General features: G+C 64.0%; 18 protein-coding genes. 8 read left to right on the forward strand and 10 right to left on the reverse strand.

The window, feature by feature from the left end; genetic code table 11:
• Complete coding sequence (folD, locus tag QA640_RS01375) at positions 1–885, forward strand: bifunctional methylenetetrahydrofolate dehydrogenase/methenyltetrahydrofolate cyclohydrolase FolD (RefSeq protein WP_283039002.1); 885 nt, start codon at positions 1–3, stop codon at positions 883–885.
• A 107-nt stretch (positions 886–992) separates the two neighbouring features.
• Here folD and ppa read toward each other — a convergent pair whose 3' ends face one another.
• Entirely contained in the window at positions 993–1,529 is a 537-nt protein-coding gene (gene ppa, locus QA640_RS01380; protein WP_283039003.1) for an inorganic diphosphatase, read from the reverse strand.
• Positions 1,530–1,705: 176 nt separating this feature from the next.
• A complete protein-coding gene (locus tag QA640_RS01385; RefSeq protein ID WP_254101691.1) occupies positions 1,706–2,215 on the reverse strand; it encodes a GNAT family N-acetyltransferase in 510 nt (169 codons plus the stop codon).
• 268 nt (positions 2,216–2,483) lie between these two features.
• Here QA640_RS01385 and QA640_RS01390 point away from each other — a divergent pair, with 268 nt between their 5' ends.
• Genes QA640_RS01390 through QA640_RS01405 form a run of 4 tightly spaced genes read left to right on the forward strand, consistent with a single transcriptional unit; the run spans position 2,484 to position 4,237 of the window.
• On the forward strand, positions 2,484–3,383 hold the full coding sequence (locus QA640_RS01390) for an alpha/beta fold hydrolase (protein ID WP_283039004.1): 900 nt from the start codon (positions 2,484–2,486) through the stop codon (positions 3,381–3,383).
• The gene (locus QA640_RS01395) at positions 3,380–3,847 is read left to right on the forward strand and encodes a DUF2269 domain-containing protein (protein ID WP_283039005.1); all 468 of its coding nucleotides are present in this window, start codon (positions 3,380–3,382) and stop codon (positions 3,845–3,847) included. Before QA640_RS01390 ends, QA640_RS01395 begins: the two co-directional genes overlap by 4 nt.
• 8 nt (positions 3,848–3,855) lie before the next feature.
• On the forward strand, positions 3,856–4,011 hold the full coding sequence (locus tag QA640_RS01400; RefSeq protein WP_283043140.1) for a hypothetical protein: 156 nt from the start codon (positions 3,856–3,858) through the stop codon (positions 4,009–4,011).
• Positions 4,004–4,237: a DCC1-like thiol-disulfide oxidoreductase family protein gene (locus tag QA640_RS01405; RefSeq protein WP_283039006.1), complete on the forward strand. Its 234-nt coding sequence runs from the start codon at positions 4,004–4,006 to the stop codon at positions 4,235–4,237. Before QA640_RS01400 ends, QA640_RS01405 begins: the two co-directional genes overlap by 8 nt.
• Positions 4,238–4,243: 6 nt before the next feature.
• On the opposite strand, the gene QA640_RS01410 is transcribed toward QA640_RS01405, so the two are convergent.
• The 3 genes from QA640_RS01410 to QA640_RS01420 form a co-directional block, all read right to left on the reverse strand.
• Complete coding sequence (locus tag QA640_RS01410; protein WP_283039007.1) at positions 4,244–5,581, reverse strand: NAD(P)/FAD-dependent oxidoreductase; 1,338 nt, start codon at positions 5,579–5,581, stop codon at positions 4,244–4,246.
• A gap of 101 nt (positions 5,582–5,682) precedes the next feature.
• Positions 5,683–7,509 carry a translational GTPase TypA gene (gene typA, locus QA640_RS01415; RefSeq protein WP_283039008.1) on the reverse strand — a complete coding sequence of 609 codons (1,827 nt, stop codon included), beginning with the start codon at positions 7,507–7,509 and terminating at the stop codon, positions 5,683–5,685.
• Positions 7,510–7,748: 239 nt separating this feature from the next.
• On the reverse strand, positions 7,749–8,546 hold the full coding sequence (locus QA640_RS01420; RefSeq protein ID WP_283039009.1) for a Crp/Fnr family transcriptional regulator: 798 nt from the start codon (positions 8,544–8,546) through the stop codon (positions 7,749–7,751).
• 165 nt (positions 8,547–8,711) lie between these two features.
• On the opposite strand from QA640_RS01420, the gene QA640_RS01425 reads away from it, so the two are divergent.
• The gene (locus QA640_RS01425; RefSeq protein WP_283039010.1) at positions 8,712–9,119 is read left to right on the forward strand and encodes a response regulator; all 408 of its coding nucleotides are present in this window, start codon (positions 8,712–8,714) and stop codon (positions 9,117–9,119) included.
• A 9-nt stretch (positions 9,120–9,128) separates the two neighbouring features.
• On the opposite strand, the gene QA640_RS01430 is transcribed toward QA640_RS01425, so the two are convergent.
• Together QA640_RS01430 and QA640_RS01435 are read right to left on the reverse strand one after the other, a co-directional pair.
• Entirely contained in the window at positions 9,129–10,676 is a 1,548-nt protein-coding gene (locus tag QA640_RS01430; protein ID WP_283039011.1) for an alkaline phosphatase D family protein, read from the reverse strand.
• Positions 10,677–10,780: 104 nt separating this feature from the next.
• A complete protein-coding gene (locus QA640_RS01435) occupies positions 10,781–12,229 on the reverse strand; it encodes a TAXI family TRAP transporter solute-binding subunit (protein WP_283039012.1) in 1,449 nt (482 codons plus the stop codon).
• Between the two features lie 149 nt (positions 12,230–12,378).
• Between QA640_RS01435 and QA640_RS01440 the strand changes: the two genes are divergently transcribed.
• On the forward strand, positions 12,379–12,669 hold the full coding sequence (locus QA640_RS01440) for a 4a-hydroxytetrahydrobiopterin dehydratase (protein ID WP_283039013.1): 291 nt from the start codon (positions 12,379–12,381) through the stop codon (positions 12,667–12,669).
• Positions 12,670–12,789: 120 nt separating this feature from the next.
• Positions 12,790–13,185, forward strand: a complete 396-nt coding sequence (locus tag QA640_RS01445) for a YkvA family protein (protein ID WP_283039014.1) — start codon at positions 12,790–12,792, stop codon at positions 13,183–13,185.
• A gap of 157 nt (positions 13,186–13,342) precedes the next feature.
• On the opposite strand, the gene QA640_RS01450 is transcribed toward QA640_RS01445, so the two are convergent.
• From QA640_RS01450 to QA640_RS01460, 3 genes are all read right to left on the reverse strand, one after another.
• Positions 13,343–14,512 carry a TAXI family TRAP transporter solute-binding subunit gene (locus QA640_RS01450; protein WP_283039015.1) on the reverse strand — a complete coding sequence of 390 codons (1,170 nt, stop codon included), beginning with the start codon at positions 14,510–14,512 and terminating at the stop codon, positions 13,343–13,345.
• 19 nt (positions 14,513–14,531) lie between these two features.
• Positions 14,532–15,395, reverse strand: coding sequence for a hypothetical protein (locus QA640_RS01455; RefSeq protein WP_283039016.1), 864 nt, complete (start codon positions 15,393–15,395; stop codon positions 14,532–14,534).
• Between the two features lie 529 nt (positions 15,396–15,924).
• The gene (locus tag QA640_RS01460; protein ID WP_283039017.1) at positions 15,925–16,899 is read right to left on the reverse strand and encodes an NADPH:quinone oxidoreductase family protein; all 975 of its coding nucleotides are present in this window, start codon (positions 16,897–16,899) and stop codon (positions 15,925–15,927) included.
• Between the last annotated feature and the right edge of the window lie 205 nt (positions 16,900–17,104).

Raw genomic sequence — 17,104 nt, forward strand, 5'->3', positions numbered from 1 at the left:
ATGACGGCCAAGATCATCGATGGAAAAGTTATTGCCGCGGAGCTCCGCGCCCGCGTCGCCGATGAGGTCGCTCGCGTCAAGCGCGAGCACAATCTGGTGCCGGGGCTTGCGGTCGTGCTGGTCGGCAATGATCCCGCCAGCGAAGTCTATGTCCGCTCCAAGCACACCCAGACGCAAGCGGCCGGCATGGCCTCGTTCGAGCACAAGCTGCCGGCCGATGTCTCGCAGGCGGACTTGCTTGCGATGGTCGCAAAGCTCAATCGCGATCCGGCCGTGCACGGCATCCTGGTGCAGCTGCCGCTGCCCAAGGGCGTCAACACCGAGGCGGTGATCAACGCGATCGACCCCGCCAAGGACGTCGATGGGCTGCATCCGAACAATGCCGGCCGGCTCGCCGGCGGCTTCCAGGCGCTGTCGCCCTGCACGCCGCTCGGCTGCATCATCCTGACCAAGAGCGTGCACGCGTCCCTCGAAGGCCTGAACGCCATCGTCATCGGCCGCTCCAACCTGGTCGGTCGTCCCTTGGTGCAGTTGCTGCTGAACGAGAACGCCACGGTGACGATTGCGCATTCGCGCACGCGCGATCTGCCCGGTCTCGTCAAGCGCGCCGACCTCGTCTATGCCGCCGTCGGCAAGGCGGAAATGGTGCGCGGCGATTGGCTGAAGCCGGGCGCGACCGTGATCGACGTCGGCATCAATCGGATCCCGAAAGAAGACGGCAAGGCGCGTCTCGTCGGAGACGTTGCCTATCAGGAAGCGCTTGGCGTCGCCGGTGCGATCACACCAGTGCCCGGCGGCGTCGGCCAGATGACGGTGGCGTGCCTGCTGGTGAATACGCTGCGCGCCGCCTGTGCGATCGCGGGCCTGCCGAAGCCCGCGGTTTGAACCGTCATTCCGGGGCGATGCGTAGCATCGAACCCGGAATCTCGCGCCAAACTTCCGGATTCCGGGTGCTGCGCTGCGCGCGCGCCCCGGAATGACGGTGGGATCTCCTACTTCTTGTTCTTCTTCGCGCGCTCGATGCCTTCGAGAATCAGCTTGTGCGCGTCCTCCGGGCCGCCCCAGCGCAGCACCTTCACCCATTTGCCCTTCTCGAGATCCTTGTAGTGCTCAAAGAAGTGCTGGATCTGCTGCAGCGTGATGTCGGGCAGGTCGCTATAGGCTTTGATCTTGTCGTAGCGCTGCGTGAGCTTTGACGATGGCACCGCCAAAATCTTCTCGTCGCCGCCGGCCTCGTCCTCCATGAACAGCACGCCGACCGGGCGCACGCTCATGACGGCGCCGGGGATGATGGCGCGGGTGTTGACGATCAAGACGTCGCAGGGGTCGCCGTCATCCGACAGCGTGTGCGGGATGAAGCCGTAATTGCCGGGGTAGCGCATCGGCGTATAGAGGAAGCGGTCGACCACCAATGTGCCGGCTTCCTTGTCCATCTCGTACTTGATCGGCTCGCCGCCAACCGGCACTTCGATGATGACGTTGACTTCGTTTGGCGCTTTGGTCCCGATCGAGACCGCATCGATACGCATAAAAGACTCCGTGTTTGCCGAAAGGGATCTCGCCCGGCCGCGATTTCGCGCTGTCATACGCGGGCTTGGCCCGCCGATCCATCGACTTTTCGCGAAATTGTGAACCCCGGTTCTACCGGCGCAAATGGGCAAACGGTATCAGCGGAAGGAAGTACGGCCGACCAAACGGTGGCAGATCAATTGGTCCAGGCGAAAGCGACCTTATCAAGCGATTTCGGCCCGAACCGCTCCGAGGAGCGCGCCACCATGCGGCCGCCCAGCGCCCGGTAAAACTCCGTCGCCGGATCATTGTCGGACAGCGCCCAGACCACCATGCTCTTCAAATTGCTCTGCATCAGGTCGCGACGGGCGGCGGCGAACAGACGCCGGCCAAAGCCCAACCCCTGGAATTCCGGACGCAGGTAAAGCTCATAGATTTCGCCGTCGAAATGCAGGCTGCGGGCGCGGTTGCGGCCGTAATTCGCATAGCCGGCGATCTTGTCACCGAACACAAGCACGCTGACGCGGCTGCCCTTGCGGATCGCGCTGTCCCACCATTGCGGGCCGCGGCGGTTGATCAGTTTTTCCAGCTCGGCGCCGGGAATGATGCCCTGATAGGCCGAGCGCCAGGCTTCGTCATGGGTAGACGCCACCGCGGCTGCGTCAGCAGCTTTGGCCGGCCGGACCTCGATCAGGGTTGTGCTCATGGACGCGATCAAACCAAGTCGCCGCGCCGGCGGCAAGAGCTATCGTTAATTATCGGTTAACCTGTGGACTTTCTGCATCAGTTTTCAAGCGATGGTGTACCGAAAGAGGACAGGGCGCCGCTTTGGACGGCACCGAGACGCCGTGCGCGGGTGCAAAACTGGTCGTGTCGCGAAGGACTGGATGGCGGCAACGCGAGAAAAGTCCGCCCAGGATGATTCGTTCCAGCTAGTCTTGCCTCACGCTGTTAGAATTCGCATCCGGCCATTCATGCAGTCCCTGAAGCTCGTCCTTGCCCTCTCCCTGCTTGCCACGTTGGCGGTTTCGCCCGCCCGTGCTCAGAGCGCATTGGGGGCGTCAGGTGACGAAGGCGAGCCGTTTCGCCGGCAAGAGTGGCGCGTGCCCACCTCCGACGCCGGAATCGCAGCGCGCGCATTGCTCTTCCGCCCGCCGGGCGACGGCCCGTTTCGCCTCGCGCTGATCGCGCATGCATCGACGCAAAATGTGCTGCGTCGTGCGCAAATGCCGCAACCGGAGTATCGCGCGCTGGCCGCGTTCCTGGTCGCGCGCGGCTTTGCCGTGCTGGTGCCGGAACGGCTCGGCCATGGCGCAACCGGCGGGGGTTATATCGAGGACCAGGGTGGCTGCGACGAGGCGGACTATGCGCGCTCGGGCCGCGCCACCGCCGAGGAAATCGCGCGCGCGCTGAAATTTTTGCAAACACAGGATTTCGTCCGCAAGGACGGCGCCGTCGTGCTCGGTCATTCCGCGGGCGGCTGGGGTGCGCTGGCGCTTGCCGATGCCGGCCCGAAGACGGTTGCCGCCATCATCGCCTTCGCGCCGGGGCGCGGTGGCCATGCCAACGATTTCCTGAACCAGATCTGCGCGCCGCATACGCTGATTGCGGTGGCAGGCGAATTCGGCAGGGCGGCGCGCGTGCCCGTTACGTGGCTGGTCGCGGCCAACGACACATATTTCGCGCCGGCATTTTCGCGGCAATTGGCCGATGCGTTTCGCAGCAGTGGTGGCACGGTCGATTTCCGCGCGCTGCCTGCCATGGGCAGCGAGGGCCACTGGATGATCGAGACCGAAGCCGGCGTCAAAGCCGCCGGCGCCGAGCTCGAGCGCGCGCTGAAATCGCCGAAGCCGGTGGTGGCCAAGAAGCCATGACGCTGTATTTCCTGGTCAAATATCTGCATGTGCTCGGCGCCATCGTCATTCTCGGCACCGGCGGCGGCATCGCGTTCTTCATGCTGATGGCGCATCGCAGCCAGGATGCCGAGTTCGTCGCGCGCACGGCATCGGTCGTGGTGATTGCGGACGCGCTGTTCACGCTATCAGCGGTCATCCTCCAGCCGATCACGGGCGGAATGCTGATGATGCTCTCGGCAACGTCGCTCACGGAGCGTTGGCTCATCGCCTCGCTCGCGCTCTATGCCGTCGCCGGCCTATTCTGGGTGCCTGTCGTGTTCATGCAGATCGAGATGCGCGATCTCGCGCGCAAGGCGGCCGAGCAGCGCGCAGGTTTGCCGCCGCGCTATTTCGTGCTGTTCCGCCGCTGGTTCGTCTTCGGCTTCCCTGGCTTCGGCGCGACGATGCTGATCCTCTGGCTGATGATCGCCAAGCCGTTTTGAGTGACGCGATGAGCGACGTGGTGCGCAACGTTCTCCTGTTGGCAGCCTCCGGCCTGATCGGCCGCTTCGTCACCAACGATCTCCGCGCCCGCGCCTTTCGCGTCGTCGGCGTGGCTCGATGGCTGCTGAAGAAAACGCGTCAAGACAGAGAATCGAATGAATAAATGGCCCGACGACGATGTGATCCTGTTCGACGGCGTCTGCATCTTCTGCTCGCGCTGGGTCCGCTTCGTCGCGGCGCGCGACACGGCAAGGCGCTTCCGCTTCACGCCGATCCCGCTTCGGAACAGCGTCTATAATCTCGTCGCGCGCAACCGTTACCGCATTTTTGGCAAGTATGATGCGTGCTTCGTGCCTGACGCCGATTTGCGGGCGCGGGTGATTGAGTAGCACTCGTCATTGCGAGGAGCGAAGCGACGAAGCAATCCAGAATTTATCCACGGGAAGCTTCTGGATTGCTTCACTTCGCTCGCAATGACGGAGTTGGTTGCTACGGCTCGCCATTTCCGCCAGCACTTCCCTCGCAGCGCGTTCCCCGCTGTCCCTCGCCCCATGCGCGGTCGTGAAGAAATTCGGCGACGTTGCTTCTCCCGCGAAGAACAGCCGGCCGTCGACCGGCGCGGCCAGCACGGCGCGGTCGCCGGCGTGGCCCGGCAGCGCGTGCGAGTAGGCGCCACGGGCGAAGGGGTCCTTCGCCCAACGGGATTCGTATAGCGGCTTCAGCTTGCGTCTGATGTCGTTGCCGAGGAAGCCGGCGATCTCGTTGATGCTCTCTGCGGCGAAAGCGCCGTCGCCGGCATCTTCGAGTTCGCGCGCAAAGCTGCCGCCGAAGAAGCCTTCGATGCAGGGCTGGCCGAAGGGGCGGATGTGATAGGTGCCCATCGCGGTGCGCATGGTGGCGCCGCGCAAGTTTGCTTCCGTCGGGAAGGCTTCGGCATTGTCGAGCGCGAGCGTCACCTTGTCGTCGACGCCGAGCGGCAGACCGTGCGCGGCATCGACCTTGACGGGCAACGCGGGCGAAAATCGGATCGCTTCATCCGCGATCAGGTTGGTCGGCACGGTGATGATGACCTTCGCCGAATGGAGCGTGCCTAGTGAGGTTTCGAGACGGATGCGCGCGCCCGAATGATCGATCAGCGTGACGTTGCAGTTCAGTGCCAGCGGACAGGGCGCGCCGTAGGCCGCGATCAGCGCACCATAGCCGCGGCGGATGCGCCAGTTGACGTTGCTGTCCTCATAGGCGTCCCAGTCCAGCGTCGACATCTCCTTAAGCTCGCAGCCATTGATGTAGGTTGAGATCGCGTCGATCATCGGATTCCAGCGATTGCCGGGCTCCAGGCTCTGACTCGCGGGACCGTCGTCACCTTTCTGGGCGGCTTCCCAGAGGCGCTCATAGAAGGCGTCGATCGCGCGCATGAAATCGTCGCGCTCGGCTTGCGGAAAGGCATTGCCATAGGCGCGCTCGCGCCACGGCGGCAGATCCCTGTTGATCTCGAATTCGAGTTGCCGGGCGATCGGAACGAAGCAGTTCTTGTCCGCCGAATGCAGCCAGCCGCAACCGACGTCGAAGGTCACCTCAGGCGAGGCCTGCACCGTCCAGGCGCGGCCGCCGAGCCGATCGCGCGCCTCCAGCACGATCACCGAGAGTCCGGAATCCCTCAGCGCATGCGCCGCGCCGAGACCGGCGGCGCCCGCACCGATAATCGCGACATCGACGGAGGAGGGGAGGGACATGAGGGAGCGAATAGCGAATGGCGATTGCCGAATAGCGTATCGTAAAGCGAACCGAAGGCCAAACAGCCCTATTCGCTATTCGCCATACACCATTCGCCGCGTTACGCCACCGCTTCCTTGGCCTTTTCCGCGCGCTTGCGCTCGTTCGGGTCGAGGTGCTTCTTGCGCAGGCGGATCGACTTCGGCGTCACCTCGACGAGCTCGTCGTCCTCGATATAGGCGAGCGCCTTTTCCAGCGTCATCTTGATCGGCGGGGTCAGGCGGACCGCCTCGTCCTTGGACGTCGTGCGGATGTTGGTGAGCTGCTTACCCTTGAGCACGTTGATCTCGAGATCGTTGTCGCGGGTGTGCTCGCCGACGATCATGCCGCGATAGACCTTCCAGCCCGGCTCGATCATCATCGGGCCGCGGTCTTCCAGCTTGAACATGGCGTAGGCCACCGCGTCGCCCTGGTCGTTGGAGATCAGCACGCCGTTGCGGCGGCCCTGGATCTCGCCCTTGTATGGGGCGTAGCCGTGGAACAGGCGGTTCATGATCGCGGTGCCGCGGGTGTCGGTGAGCAGTTCGCCCTGATAGCCGATCAGGCCGCGGGTCGGGGCGTAGAACACCAGGCGCAGGCGGTTGCCGCCCGAGGGTTTCATCTCGATCAGCTCGGCCTTGCGTTCGCTCATCTTCTGCACGACGACGCCGGAATGCTCCTCGTCCACGTCGATGACGACCTCCTCGATCGGCTCCATGGTGGCGCCGGTCGCCTCATCCCTCTGTAGCACGACGCGCGGACGCGACACCGAGAGCTCAAAGCCCTCGCGGCGCATGGTCTCGATCAGGATCGCGAGCTGCAATTCGCCGCGGCCCGAAACTTCCATCGAATCCTTGTCGTCGGCCTCGACCACGCGCAGCGCGACATTGCCCTCGGCTTCGCGCAAGAGACGGTCGCGGATCATGCGGCTCGTCACCTTGTCGCCTTCGGTGCCGGCGAGCGGGGAGTTGTTGACGATGAAGGACATCGACACGGTCGGCGGATCGATCGGCTGCGCCGGCAGCGGCACCTCGACGGTCGGATCGCAGAAGGTGTCGGCGACAGTGCCCTTGGTCAGGCCGGCAATGGCGACGATGTCGCCGGCTTCGGCTTCATCGAGCGGCGTGCGCTCGAGCCCGCGGAACGCCAGGATCTTGGTGATGCGGCCCTGCTCGACCAGCTTGCCGTCGGCGTTCAGCACCTTGACCTGCTGGTTAGGCTTCAGCACGCCCGAGGAGATGCGGCCGGTGATGATGCGGCCAAGATAGGGGTTGGCCTCCAGGATGGTGCCGATCATGCGGAACGGACCTTCCTCGACCTTCGGCGGCGCGACGTGGCGCAGGATCAGGTCGAACAGTGGCTCCATGCCCTTGTCCCTCGGACCTTCCGGGCTCTCGGCCATCCAGCCCTGCTTGGCTGATCCATAAAGAATCGGGAAGTCGAGCTGCTCCTCGCTCGCATCGAGCGCGGCGAACAGGTCGAACACCTCGTTAATGACTTCGGTCGGGCGCGCGTCGGGGCGGTCGACCTTGTTGATGACGACGATCGGCTTCAGCCCGACCTTGAGCGCCTTGGAGACCACGAATTTGGTCTGCGGCAGCGGGCCTTCGGCGGCGTCGACCAGCACCAGCGCGCCGTCCACCATGTTCAGGATGCGCTCGACCTCACCGCCGAAATCGGCGTGGCCGGGGGTATCGACGATGTTGACGCGGGTATCCTTCCACTGCACCGAGGCCGCCTTGGCCAGAATGGTGATGCCGCGCTCGCGCTCCAGATCGTTGGAGTCCATGGCTCGCTCGGCCACCTTCTGGTTTTCGCGGAAGGTGCCGGATTGCTGGAGGAGACGGTCGACGAGGGTCGTCTTGCCGTGGTCGACGTGGGCGATGATGGCGACGTTACGAAGGTTCATGAGTGAGCTTCTTTGCGGTCGAACAATGGGTTAGCGCGATCTCGCCGGTCAGACCGGGACCTCTTTTCGGATAACGCTTTGAAACCTGAGAAAAAGGGCGCTTTCCGCCCAAAAAGGAAGCCCGGCCTAGCGAGCCGGGCACCTCAACGCGTTTGCAGCGCAATATAGGCAAAAAACGCCAAAAAACAACGGGTTCTTTGCGGGTTGGTTGACTGAATTTTGCCCGGAAATCCCCGGGCTTACGGACGGGAGCGAGGTTGCGGACCGCCTGCCGCGCCGTCATCCGCCTCCTCGGTCGGATAGACCCCACGCAGCACCTCCTCGAAATGATCCTTCACTGCGTCATTGCACAGGCAGGCCCGTAGTTTGAGGCCATCGCGATTGCGCACTAGGATCGAGCCGCGGCGCGTCTCGATCACGCCCTGCGCCTTGAAGGACTGGATGACGCGGCTCGCATAGCTGCGCCCGACGCCGAGCAGGGTCGCGAGCTGCTCGTGAGTGAGCGGCACGCTGTCGTCGCCGTCGGTGCGCTCCATCGCGGCCAAAATCCATTTGGCGGTGCGCTGCTCGATCGAGTGGATGGCGTTGCAGGCCGTCGACTGGAAGATCTGCGCGAGCATGCAATCGGCATAGCGCGCAAAGACGTTGCGCAGCGACGGCGAGCTCCGCTTGGCCGCCTCGAGCTTGCCGACATGGATGCGCGCGAAGGGCCCGCCGAACTTCACGACGATCCGCGTATAGGCCGGCAGATAGCCCTCGCTGACGATGCCGCCGACGGCGCCCTCGCGGCCGACCAGAATGGTCTCGACGTCGCGGCCGTCTTCGTTGGGGACGAGAAAGGTCGCAAGCGACGGTCCGCAGGGGAAGTGCACGACCTGGACGTCGTCGCCGGGATTGTAGAGCAGATCGTTCGCCGATGCTGCCTCGCTCGTCAGATGCGGCGCGACCAGCGCGTAGTCGGCCGCGTTCAACCGCCGCAGCAGATTGTTGTATGGCCGGCTCGCAATCTCCGCTGCCTTGCTGCTTCGCGCATCCATCGCAACGCTCTCCGATCTCCCCTCGACATTAGCTGGTTCCGCTCACCGCTTGTGCGCACAAGTGGACAGACGAAGAAACAACGATGTGGTGGGTTTCGTTCCTGGAACACCGATGCGCGGGGACGGAGGCATCGGGATGCGAGGCCCCGTGCTGATTGGAAGACCATGCAGCCTTCAACCGACGAGATCATGCAGCGCGCTTCATTCGACGGCTCCGATGTCCCCGCCGACGTGCTGATCGTTGAGGACGATCCCATCATCGCGATCGATTTCGAGGATCGCCTGCTCGGCTTCGGCGTGGAGCACGTGCGCACGGTCGCATCCGTCGCGCGGGCGCTGGATGCGATCGCCAACCAAGCGCCCGACTTCGCGTTTCTCGATGTCGAGCTGGTGCGTGAGAAGAGCTTTGCGATCGCTGAGCGACTGGTTGCGCTTAAGATCCCATTCGTCTTCGTCACCGGCTATGGCGCGGAGACGCGGATTCCGCCTGAGTTCGCTGACGTGCCGCGGTTGCAAAAGCCCTGCTCGAGCGATGCGATGGAGGCCGCGCTGCGAAAGCGCGCCTCCAGCTAGCTGTGCGACCTAGGCCAGCTTCGGATCGAGTGTTGTCAACCATAGCGCGACGTCGGCGCGGTCGCGCAAGGTCACCGTCATCTGGCCGCTTGCGCCGTCGATCTTGACGTGACCGAAGAACTGCATGCCGGCCGACGGTGGCAGGTTCTGCTTGTCCAGCCCTGGCGCCTTGACGAAACGCACCTCCGGTCCAAACGTGTTGTCCATCTCGCCCGGTCCGAACGTTCCGGCATGCAGCGGACCCGAGACGAATTCCCAGAACGGCTCGAACTCCTGGAACTGCGCCTTGTTCGGATTGTAGTAGTGCGCGGCGGCGTAATGCACGTCGGCGGTCAGCCACACCGTGTTCCTGATCGGCGCCATCTTGATGAAGCGCAGAAGATCGGCGATCTCGAACTCTCTCCCGCGCACCGGGCCGTCGCCCTGCGCGAAGGCTTCCGACCCCTTCTTGTTCGCGGCATCGTCGTAGACGAGGATGCTGAGCGGCATGTCGGAGGCGATCACCTTCCAGGTCGCGCGCGAATTGAGCAGGCCGCGCTTCAGCCACGCCAGCTGATCCGGCCCGAGGAAATAGGACGCGGGGCCGTATTCCGTTTCCAGGTTCGGACCATTGGGGCCGCGATAGCTGCGCTCGTCCAGCACGAAGACGTCGAGGTGCGGGCCGTAGGAGATCTGGCGATAGACCCGGCCCGGCTCCACGATGCTCTCGCGCATCGGATACATCTCGTGGAAGGCGCGCGCCGCGCGCGCGGCGAGCAGGGTGATGTTGCGCTCCTTGTAAGCGGCGGGCAGGTCCTTCGACAGCGACCAGTTGTTGGTGACCTCATGGTCGTCCCACTGCACGAAGATCGGTACCTCGGCATTGAAGGCGCGGAGATTGTCGTCGGTGAAATTGTATTTGTGCGCGGCACGGAACTCGTCGAGCGTCTCGGCGACCTTGGCCTTTTCGGGGATGGTGACGTTCTTCCAGGTCTTGCCGTCGGCCAGCTTCACCTCGGAGGGGATCACGCCGTCGGCATAGATCGTATCGCCCGAGTGCAGGAAGAAGTCCGGGCGGTGCTTGCGCATCGCCGAGAAGGTGAACATGCCGCCGTCGTCGGGGTTGATGCCCCAGCCCTGGCCGGCAACGTCGCCGCCCCAGACGAAGCTGACGTCGCGGCGGTCAGCGGGCGCGGTGCGGAAGCGGCCGACCACCGGCTCGCTCTCGATCGCGATATGAGAGAGGTCGCGGAAACGGACGCGGTAGAAGATGTCCTGGCCGCCGGGCAGATTCTCGACCAGCATCTTCGCCGTGAGATCGCTCTCGGGCAGTGCCGCGATCGGCGGCAGCGCACGGGCATCCTTGAAGCTATCAGTCGTCGCCACCTCGACCAACATCTGCGAGGGACGATCGGCACGCGCCCAGACCACGCCGCCGTCGACGGTGACGTCGCCCGACTGCACGCCATGGGTGATCACAGGGCGGTCGGCTGCGCGCGACACATAGGGCATCGCGAGCGCGCCGAGCGCACCAGCGCTGGTGGAGAGGAATTGGCGGCGGGAGAATTTGATTTTCATGGGGAATCGTCTCGAGATCGGTCGGACGACTGCGGTGGCAGCCGTCACTGCGAAGCCAACGCTATATTGAGACAATGTGACGCAGCGATTACGCGCGCAAATTTTTACGCGTTGCCGGCGGCGCGGAATTGGGCGCCGGCGCGCTGCAGGTTCTGCGGGAGGCTGAGCAGCACCGCCTTGCGGTCGGCGACCGCGGTGTGGAACTGGTCGAGCGCGATGTTGAAGGCGGTGAGCGCCCCTTCCTCGATGGCCCCGTGGTCGAAGCAGCGCAGGGTGTCGCGCAGGATGTCGTCGGCTTCGCTTTGCATCTGGTCGAGCTCGTCGACGGTCTCCGAGCGCCGCGCTGCCGCGATCATGTCCAGGAGCCGTTCGCGCAGATGGCTGTTGTTGTCCCGCTCGTCCTTCTTCAGGTAGCCGGCGAACCAGGCGCCGATCGAGCCCATCGCCGAGAGCGCCATCAGGCTCCACCAGATGTAATCGCTGTATCTGTCGAGGAAGGTCTTTTCCTCGCCGTCGACGAAGGCGGCGGCGCCGGGATGCACGGGGATCACCGCATCCTTGTCGGTGTCGGGCGTCTCGATCTTCGCCGCCAGCGGGAATTCCGTCACCAGTTGCTGGCGGATCGCGAAAAGCTGCCGCGTGAAGGCGGCGACGGTGGTATCCGAGAGGCCTTTGCGCGCCACGATGTGGTGGGCGAAGCTGATCGTCTTGACCTCGTCATCGGGCCGGTCGGGCGAGCCGCCATAGGTGCCGGCGGGGATCTCGGCCGCTTCATAGACAGGATGGTTCTGCGCGATGGCGTCGGCCGAATCGATCGCGAGGAAGGTCGGCGTGCCGCCGTCCCTGGTGGAGGCGGCGATCGCATCCGCGGTGATCTTGCTGTTGACGGGGCCGGCCGCGAGATAGACGTCGGCCTTCTGGGTGCGGATCGCTTCGGCGGCTTCATTGGCCGGGAATTGCACGATCTCCACCTTGGCGGGATCGACGCCATATTGCTGGAGGATCACCTTCAGGAGATTGACGTTGGCCTGGGTGCGGCCGACCACGCCGATGCGATGGCCGGCGAGCTGCGCGATCTTGGTGATCTTGGCGCCCTTCTTCTTGCCCTTGCCGGCCGGAGACGCCCACAGCACGACCACATTCTTGCGCAGCGTGGCGACCGCCTGCGCGTTCTTCGGCACGTCGAGATCGCCGCGCACGATGGCGAGGTCGACCCTGTTCTCCGCGAGCGCTTCGGCGCTCGCGGAGGCGCCCTCGGTCTGGACCGGACGCAGCCTGACCTGGCCCTTGCTCTGGACGAAGGCTTGCGTCAGCGCTTGCACGACCTTGACGTCGTCGCTGTTGGCCGGGCCAACCGCGATTCTGAGCGTCACCGGGCGCATCGCAAAATAATAGCCGCCGACGAGCGCGCCGACGATCGCCAGCACGAACGCGAGCGACACGAGCATCGTCTTCCGGGCCGCCGATCGCGGCGACGTCGGTGTGGGTGTTTCGGCCAGGTCGAGGCCCCCGGTCATCGATCTCCCATACAGGCGCTTCAGGCTCGGTTTCATCCTGGCCTGGTCATTAGACCAGCAATTGTAGCAAATTTCTTGCCTGGAAGGGTTACATCTGCGTCATGGTTAGCGGATGGGACACCTCGGTGAACCCGGACGTCGGCACGGTGTTAGGGTAAAGTTCCCCTGAAAAAACGGAGGCGATCATGGCGCAGCGGCTGTCGGCGGAAGCACGCAATCAGGCCTTGAATGGACTATCCGGCTGGACCGAGACCCCCGGCCGTGAGGCCATCGGCAAGACGTTTGCCTTCAGGGATTTCAACGAGGCCTTCGGCTTCATGACGCGCGCGGCGCTGGTGGCCGAAAAGATGGACCATCATCCCGAGTGGAAGAACATCTACAAGACGGTCGAGGTGGTGCTGTCGACCCATGATGCCGGCGGCGTCACCGCGCTCGATATCGAGCTCGCCAAGGCGATGAACGCCATCGCGAGGTAGCTTGCGCCACGGTTGATGCCTTGTTGCTGTGCCGGCGAATCCCCATCTTGTGATCGGCATCGGCTGGGACAATCGACCGCGCCGGCCTGAACGGGGAGTTAGACAACGGGGAGGTTGACGATGGCTGCTGCCGAACACAGCGTCGGCTTTGAGCCGGCCGATCGCCTGGCGGAAGATCGCGAGACCGTGCGCCGGCGTTTCTGGCGCAAGCTCAAGCGCGTGGTCGCGCACCTGCCGTTCGCCGAGGATCTGCTCGCCGCCTATTACTGCGCCTTCGACAAGCAGACGCCGCGCCATGTGCAGGCGTCGCTGCTGGGTGCGATCGCCTATTTCATCCTGCCGTTCGATGTCGTGCCCGACATGCTGCCGATGCTCGGCTTCACCGATGATGCCGCCGTGCTCGCGACTGCAATCAAACTGGTCGCCAGCCACATCACGCCGGACCATCGCGAGGCTGCCCGCGCCGCGCTGAAGCGCGGTATGGGCGAGGCCGAGCCGGAAGCCGAAGCAGCGTAGTCAACACGCTGCGCCGTCATTGCCCGCGGAAGCCGGCAATCCATTGCGCCGCGGCTTGTTCGCGTCGTCGCGCTGCCTCTAAAATACTGGATCACCCGCTCCAGTGCGCAATTGCGCACAAGGCGGGTGAGGACAGTGAGTGGACGGATGGCGCTTTCTACTTCTTCTCCGACCTCGCCTGCGTCCGCGAGCCGTTCTGCGCTTCCCAGGCCTGGAATTGCTTGAACAGCGCCTCCTTGTCGGTGTCGGACACTTTAGCCGCCGCGGGATTCTGCTTCAGAAACGTCTCGAAGCGCTGGCGCGCCACCGGCTCGACACCGTGGCTGTCCAGCCATTGCTGCGCCACCGGCAGCCTGTTCCAGCCCGACAACGGGGCCGCGAGCGAGACCTCTTTCCATTTGGGATGGAAGGGCGGGTTCTGCAGCATCGGGAATTTCGTGAAGAACGCGTCCACGAACTGCGTGATCTTGCGATAACGCTCCGACTTCGGCCCCCAATTATACGCAGCGAGCACGGCCGGCACCGCGATCGTGTCGACCGTCTCGCCGTCCTTGATCAGGTTCGGATAGTCCTTTGCGGACAACGTCGCCGGCAGATAGTCGCTCTGGAGCGGCTTGGCGTAGTCCACGCCAGCAAGGTGGAAGCGGCCGTCATTGTTGAAGGTCGAAACCGACTTGTACGGCTTGCCGCCGACGACGATCACCGCGTCGATTTCGCCGGCCTTCAGCTTCTCCATCGCGATGCGTTGCTCGATATAGACGAAGTTGGCCTTGATCCCGAGCCGCTCGAACACCGTGAGCGCGGTGACGAAGGTGCCGCCATTGGGCAGGTCGACGCTGACCTTCTTGCCCTCGAGATCCTTCAGCGTCGCAACCGACTTCGGCGCGATGACCTGCATCTCTTCGTTGTAGAGCTTGGTCACATAGGTGAACTGCTTCTTGATGTCGCTCGCAAAACCCTTGCGCTCGAGATAGTCGAGCGTGTCGGCGCGAACGATGCCGAGATCGACGCCCTGGAGGAACAGGATGTCGGCGACGCTCTGCACCGAGCCGCGGCCGACGATCGGCAGTACGCGCAGCTTGTTGCCGTCGTCGAGCACGGAGGCCAGGTCGGCGCCGAACTGCACATAGGTGCCGCCGATGGTGCCGGTGATCAGCGTGACCGTGTTGGCGTTCAACGCCTGCTTGGTCGAGACCGATCCGAACTGGAAGATCGCCTTCAGGCTGTCCGAGACCTTGCTTGGGTCGTATTCGGTCTGCTCGGCCTGTGCCGACAGGCCATACATCGTCATTATGGCGGCAAGCGCCATTCTCAAAGCGTTACGCATGATGTTCCCTGCTGAAGTCTTAGTCTTGAAGTTGCGTGAGGCGCGCCCGAGCCTCCGCGGATCCGAGCGCGGCGGCCTTTTGGTACCAGCTGCGTGCAGCGGCGGGATCCGCGGTGATGCTGCGCGTATCCTTGGTGCCGAGCACGGCCGGGTCAAAAGTCTGTGCCAGAACGAACGCCGCTGTCGCGTCCTGCGCATTCGCCGCGCGCTCGAGCAGCAGCCGGGCGGCGGCGATATCGCCGATCGTCATCAGGCTCCTGGCGCGCGTCATCAGCCCGGCCAGTGTGTCGGCATCGAGCGTCTTGACCGGCGGAGGCGGCGTCGGCGCAGGCGGTGGCGCGACGGGTGCGACGGCGGCCTGTGCCGGCGTCTGCGCTTGCAGCGCGTTCTGGTAGGCGGTCGCGATCGCTTCGCGGCTCGGCGCTGCCGGCGCGATGACCTCCCTGGCTTCTGCACTCGCAAGTTGCATCGGATTCGACACGCGGGCCGGATCCTTCAGCGGAGACTGGGGCGCGACCGGCGCCGGAGGTTCCGCCGGCTGCTCTGCCGCGAGGCTGCTCATCCAGTCCTTGGCATTGACGGCGAACAGGCGGCTGACGTCGGAGTGAAACAGCGTGACCAGCACGGCGATCGCGGATGCGGCCAGCACGCTGGCCACGATCTGCGTTGCGAGGCCAACGCGCCGCACGCGGCGGGGCGCAAACTCCCGCGGATCCGGCGTGCCCAGCGGATCGGACAGAAACAGCGGGATCGGATCGTGCGGTGAAAGCTCGGTCCGGTCGGCCTGTGCCAGATGAAAGGGCATGACGTTCGGTTCGGTCGTGACTTGCTCGACGTCGAACGTCCGCGACGTGTTGGACAGACGGTAGGCCGTCCTCTCCATGGTATGATGCTCCCCAAATACTGAACGCGACGCGCTGGGGCATCTCGGGTGAAGTCTTCTTGTTATTGTCCAGAAGCCCCCGCTCACTGGAACCGGTAAATCGCCGTCCGATTCAGCCCAAAAGACGACCGCGATTTGGGCGAATCAGGAAAGATTTGGGTTTGATTGAGGCAGCAGCGGGGAGTGCACCGCAATTTTGATCGCGGTGGTTGAGAATATTTTTACTATCTGGAGCATGATCCGGACCGAAGGGCCGGGTTAGCGCCAAGCGTGAAGCGGTTTTCCCTCGCGACAGCCGCGGAGCGTTTGCGCGGAGATCATGCTCAAACAATAACCCGAAGCGCGATTGACGACTCATCGCAATCTCATCGCGCCTGGGTGACGCGTTATTGCGCGTGAAGGCGGGGGCGCGGTGAGTTAGCTGCGCTGTCGACCGCGCATTCTGCTGTCATGCCCCTGACCGGGGCACGACGTCGGGCGATGACGGCCAGCTTCGTGGCGAGCAGCATTTAGCAACATTCGCGCGACGTCAGGGACGCAGGATGACCTTGCCCATCGCCTGGCGGCCGGCCAGCACTTTCAGCGCATCGGCGGTCTGCGCCAGGGGGAAGGTGCGGTCGACGTGGGAGGAGATCATGCCTTCCGCTGTCCACTTCACGAGCTTCTCCAGATTGGCGCGATTCTTCGCCGGATTGAGCCGCGTCCAGGCGCCCCAGAACACGCCGCGGATGTCGCAACCCTTCAAGAGCGCGAGGTTGAGCGGCATCTTTGGGATGTCGCCAGCGGCAAAGCCGATCACCAGGAAGCGGCCTTCCCAGGCGATCGAGCGGAGCGCGGCTTCCGCGTAAGCACCGCCCACGGGATCGAAGATGATGTCGACGCCCTTGCCGTCGGTGAGCTTGCGCAGGCCTTCCTTCAGATCTTCCTTGCCGTAGTTGAGAGTCAGCTCCGCGCCGTGCGCTTTCGCGAAGGCAAGCTTCTCATCTGACGAGGCGCAGGCGATCACCTTCAGCCCCATCAGCTTGCCGAGTTCGCAGGCCGCAAGCCCCGTGCCGCCGGCTGCGCCCAGCACCGCGAGCGTTTCGCCCGGCTTCGGGCTCGCGCGATCTTCAAGCGCATGCAGCGCGGTGCCGTAGATGATGATGATGCCGGCCGCGCGGTCGTAGTCGAGATTGTCCGGGATCTTCACGATCGAAGCGGCCGGCAGCGCGATCTTCTCGCGCGCGCCGTTATGGCCGCAGGAGGCCACCACGCGATCGCCCGCTTTCAGATCGGTCACGCCGGGGCCGACGCTCTCGATCACGCCGGCGACTTCGGCGGCCGGCGAGAACGGGAACGGCGGCTTGACCTGGTACTTGCCCTGAATCATCAGGATGTCGAAGAAATTCAGCGCCGCCGCCTTGATCGCGATCACGGCTTCGCCGGGCCCTGCCACCGGATCCGGCACATCGGCCAGGACGAGATCGTCGGGTTGGCAATATTGCGAGCAGAGGATGGCTTTCATGGCGATACCTTCTTGAGTGCACTTGCTTCAGAGTACTTGCTTCAGAGCACTTGCTTGAGCGCGCTTGGCGTTTCGAAATCGGAATTATAGTTGGGCTCGTTTCTGCCGGATTTGAAGCGGCCCGACAATCCGGTTTCTTTATGGGAGCAAAACATAGGCCTATTCTCCGTCATTGCGAGCGAAGCGAAGCAATCCAGAATGCATC

It is taken from the genome of Bradyrhizobium sp. CB82, assembly GCF_029714405.1.
Taxonomy (GTDB): Bacteria; Pseudomonadota; Alphaproteobacteria; order Rhizobiales; family Xanthobacteraceae; genus Bradyrhizobium.

Bases quoted from the DNA above. Each gene is read 5' to 3' on its own strand.
- QA640_RS01430 (WP_283039011.1), bottom strand. From the start codon at position 10,676: ATGAAAATCAAATTCTCCCGCCGCCAATTCCTCTCCACCAGCGCTGGT.
- QA640_RS01445 (WP_283039014.1), top strand. From the start codon at position 12,790: ATGGCTGCTGCCGAACACAGCGTCGGCTTTGAGCCGGCCGATCGCCTG.
- QA640_RS01450 (WP_283039015.1), bottom strand. From the start codon at position 14,512: ATGCGTAACGCTTTGAGAATGGCGCTTGCCGCCATAATGACGATGTAT.
- QA640_RS01405 (WP_283039006.1), top strand. From the start codon at position 4,004: ATGAATAAATGGCCCGACGACGATGTGATCCTGTTCGACGGCGTCTGC.
- QA640_RS01420 (WP_283039009.1), bottom strand. From the start codon at position 8,546: ATGGATGCGCGAAGCAGCAAGGCAGCGGAGATTGCGAGCCGGCCATAC.
- QA640_RS01385 (WP_254101691.1), bottom strand. From the start codon at position 2,215: ATGAGCACAACCCTGATCGAGGTCCGGCCGGCCAAAGCTGCTGACGCA.
- ppa (WP_283039003.1), bottom strand. From the start codon at position 1,529: ATGCGTATCGATGCGGTCTCGATCGGGACCAAAGCGCCAAACGAAGTC.
- QA640_RS01400 (WP_283043140.1), top strand. From the start codon at position 3,856: ATGAGCGACGTGGTGCGCAACGTTCTCCTGTTGGCAGCCTCCGGCCTG.
- QA640_RS01440 (WP_283039013.1), top strand. From the start codon at position 12,379: ATGGCGCAGCGGCTGTCGGCGGAAGCACGCAATCAGGCCTTGAATGGA.
- folD (WP_283039002.1), top strand. From the start codon at position 1: ATGACGGCCAAGATCATCGATGGAAAAGTTATTGCCGCGGAGCTCCGC.
- QA640_RS01460 (WP_283039017.1), bottom strand. From the start codon at position 16,899: ATGAAAGCCATCCTCTGCTCGCAATATTGCCAACCCGACGATCTCGTC.
- QA640_RS01455 (WP_283039016.1), bottom strand. From the start codon at position 15,395: ATGGAGAGGACGGCCTACCGTCTGTCCAACACGTCGCGGACGTTCGAC.
- QA640_RS01410 (WP_283039007.1), bottom strand. From the start codon at position 5,581: ATGTCCCTCCCCTCCTCCGTCGATGTCGCGATTATCGGTGCGGGCGCC.
- QA640_RS01395 (WP_283039005.1), top strand. From the start codon at position 3,380: ATGACGCTGTATTTCCTGGTCAAATATCTGCATGTGCTCGGCGCCATC.
- QA640_RS01390 (WP_283039004.1), top strand. From the start codon at position 2,484: ATGCAGTCCCTGAAGCTCGTCCTTGCCCTCTCCCTGCTTGCCACGTTG.
- QA640_RS01425 (WP_283039010.1), top strand. From the start codon at position 8,712: ATGCAGCCTTCAACCGACGAGATCATGCAGCGCGCTTCATTCGACGGC.
- QA640_RS01435 (WP_283039012.1), bottom strand. From the start codon at position 12,229: ATGAAACCGAGCCTGAAGCGCCTGTATGGGAGATCGATGACCGGGGGC.
- typA (WP_283039008.1), bottom strand. From the start codon at position 7,509: ATGAACCTTCGTAACGTCGCCATCATCGCCCACGTCGACCACGGCAAG.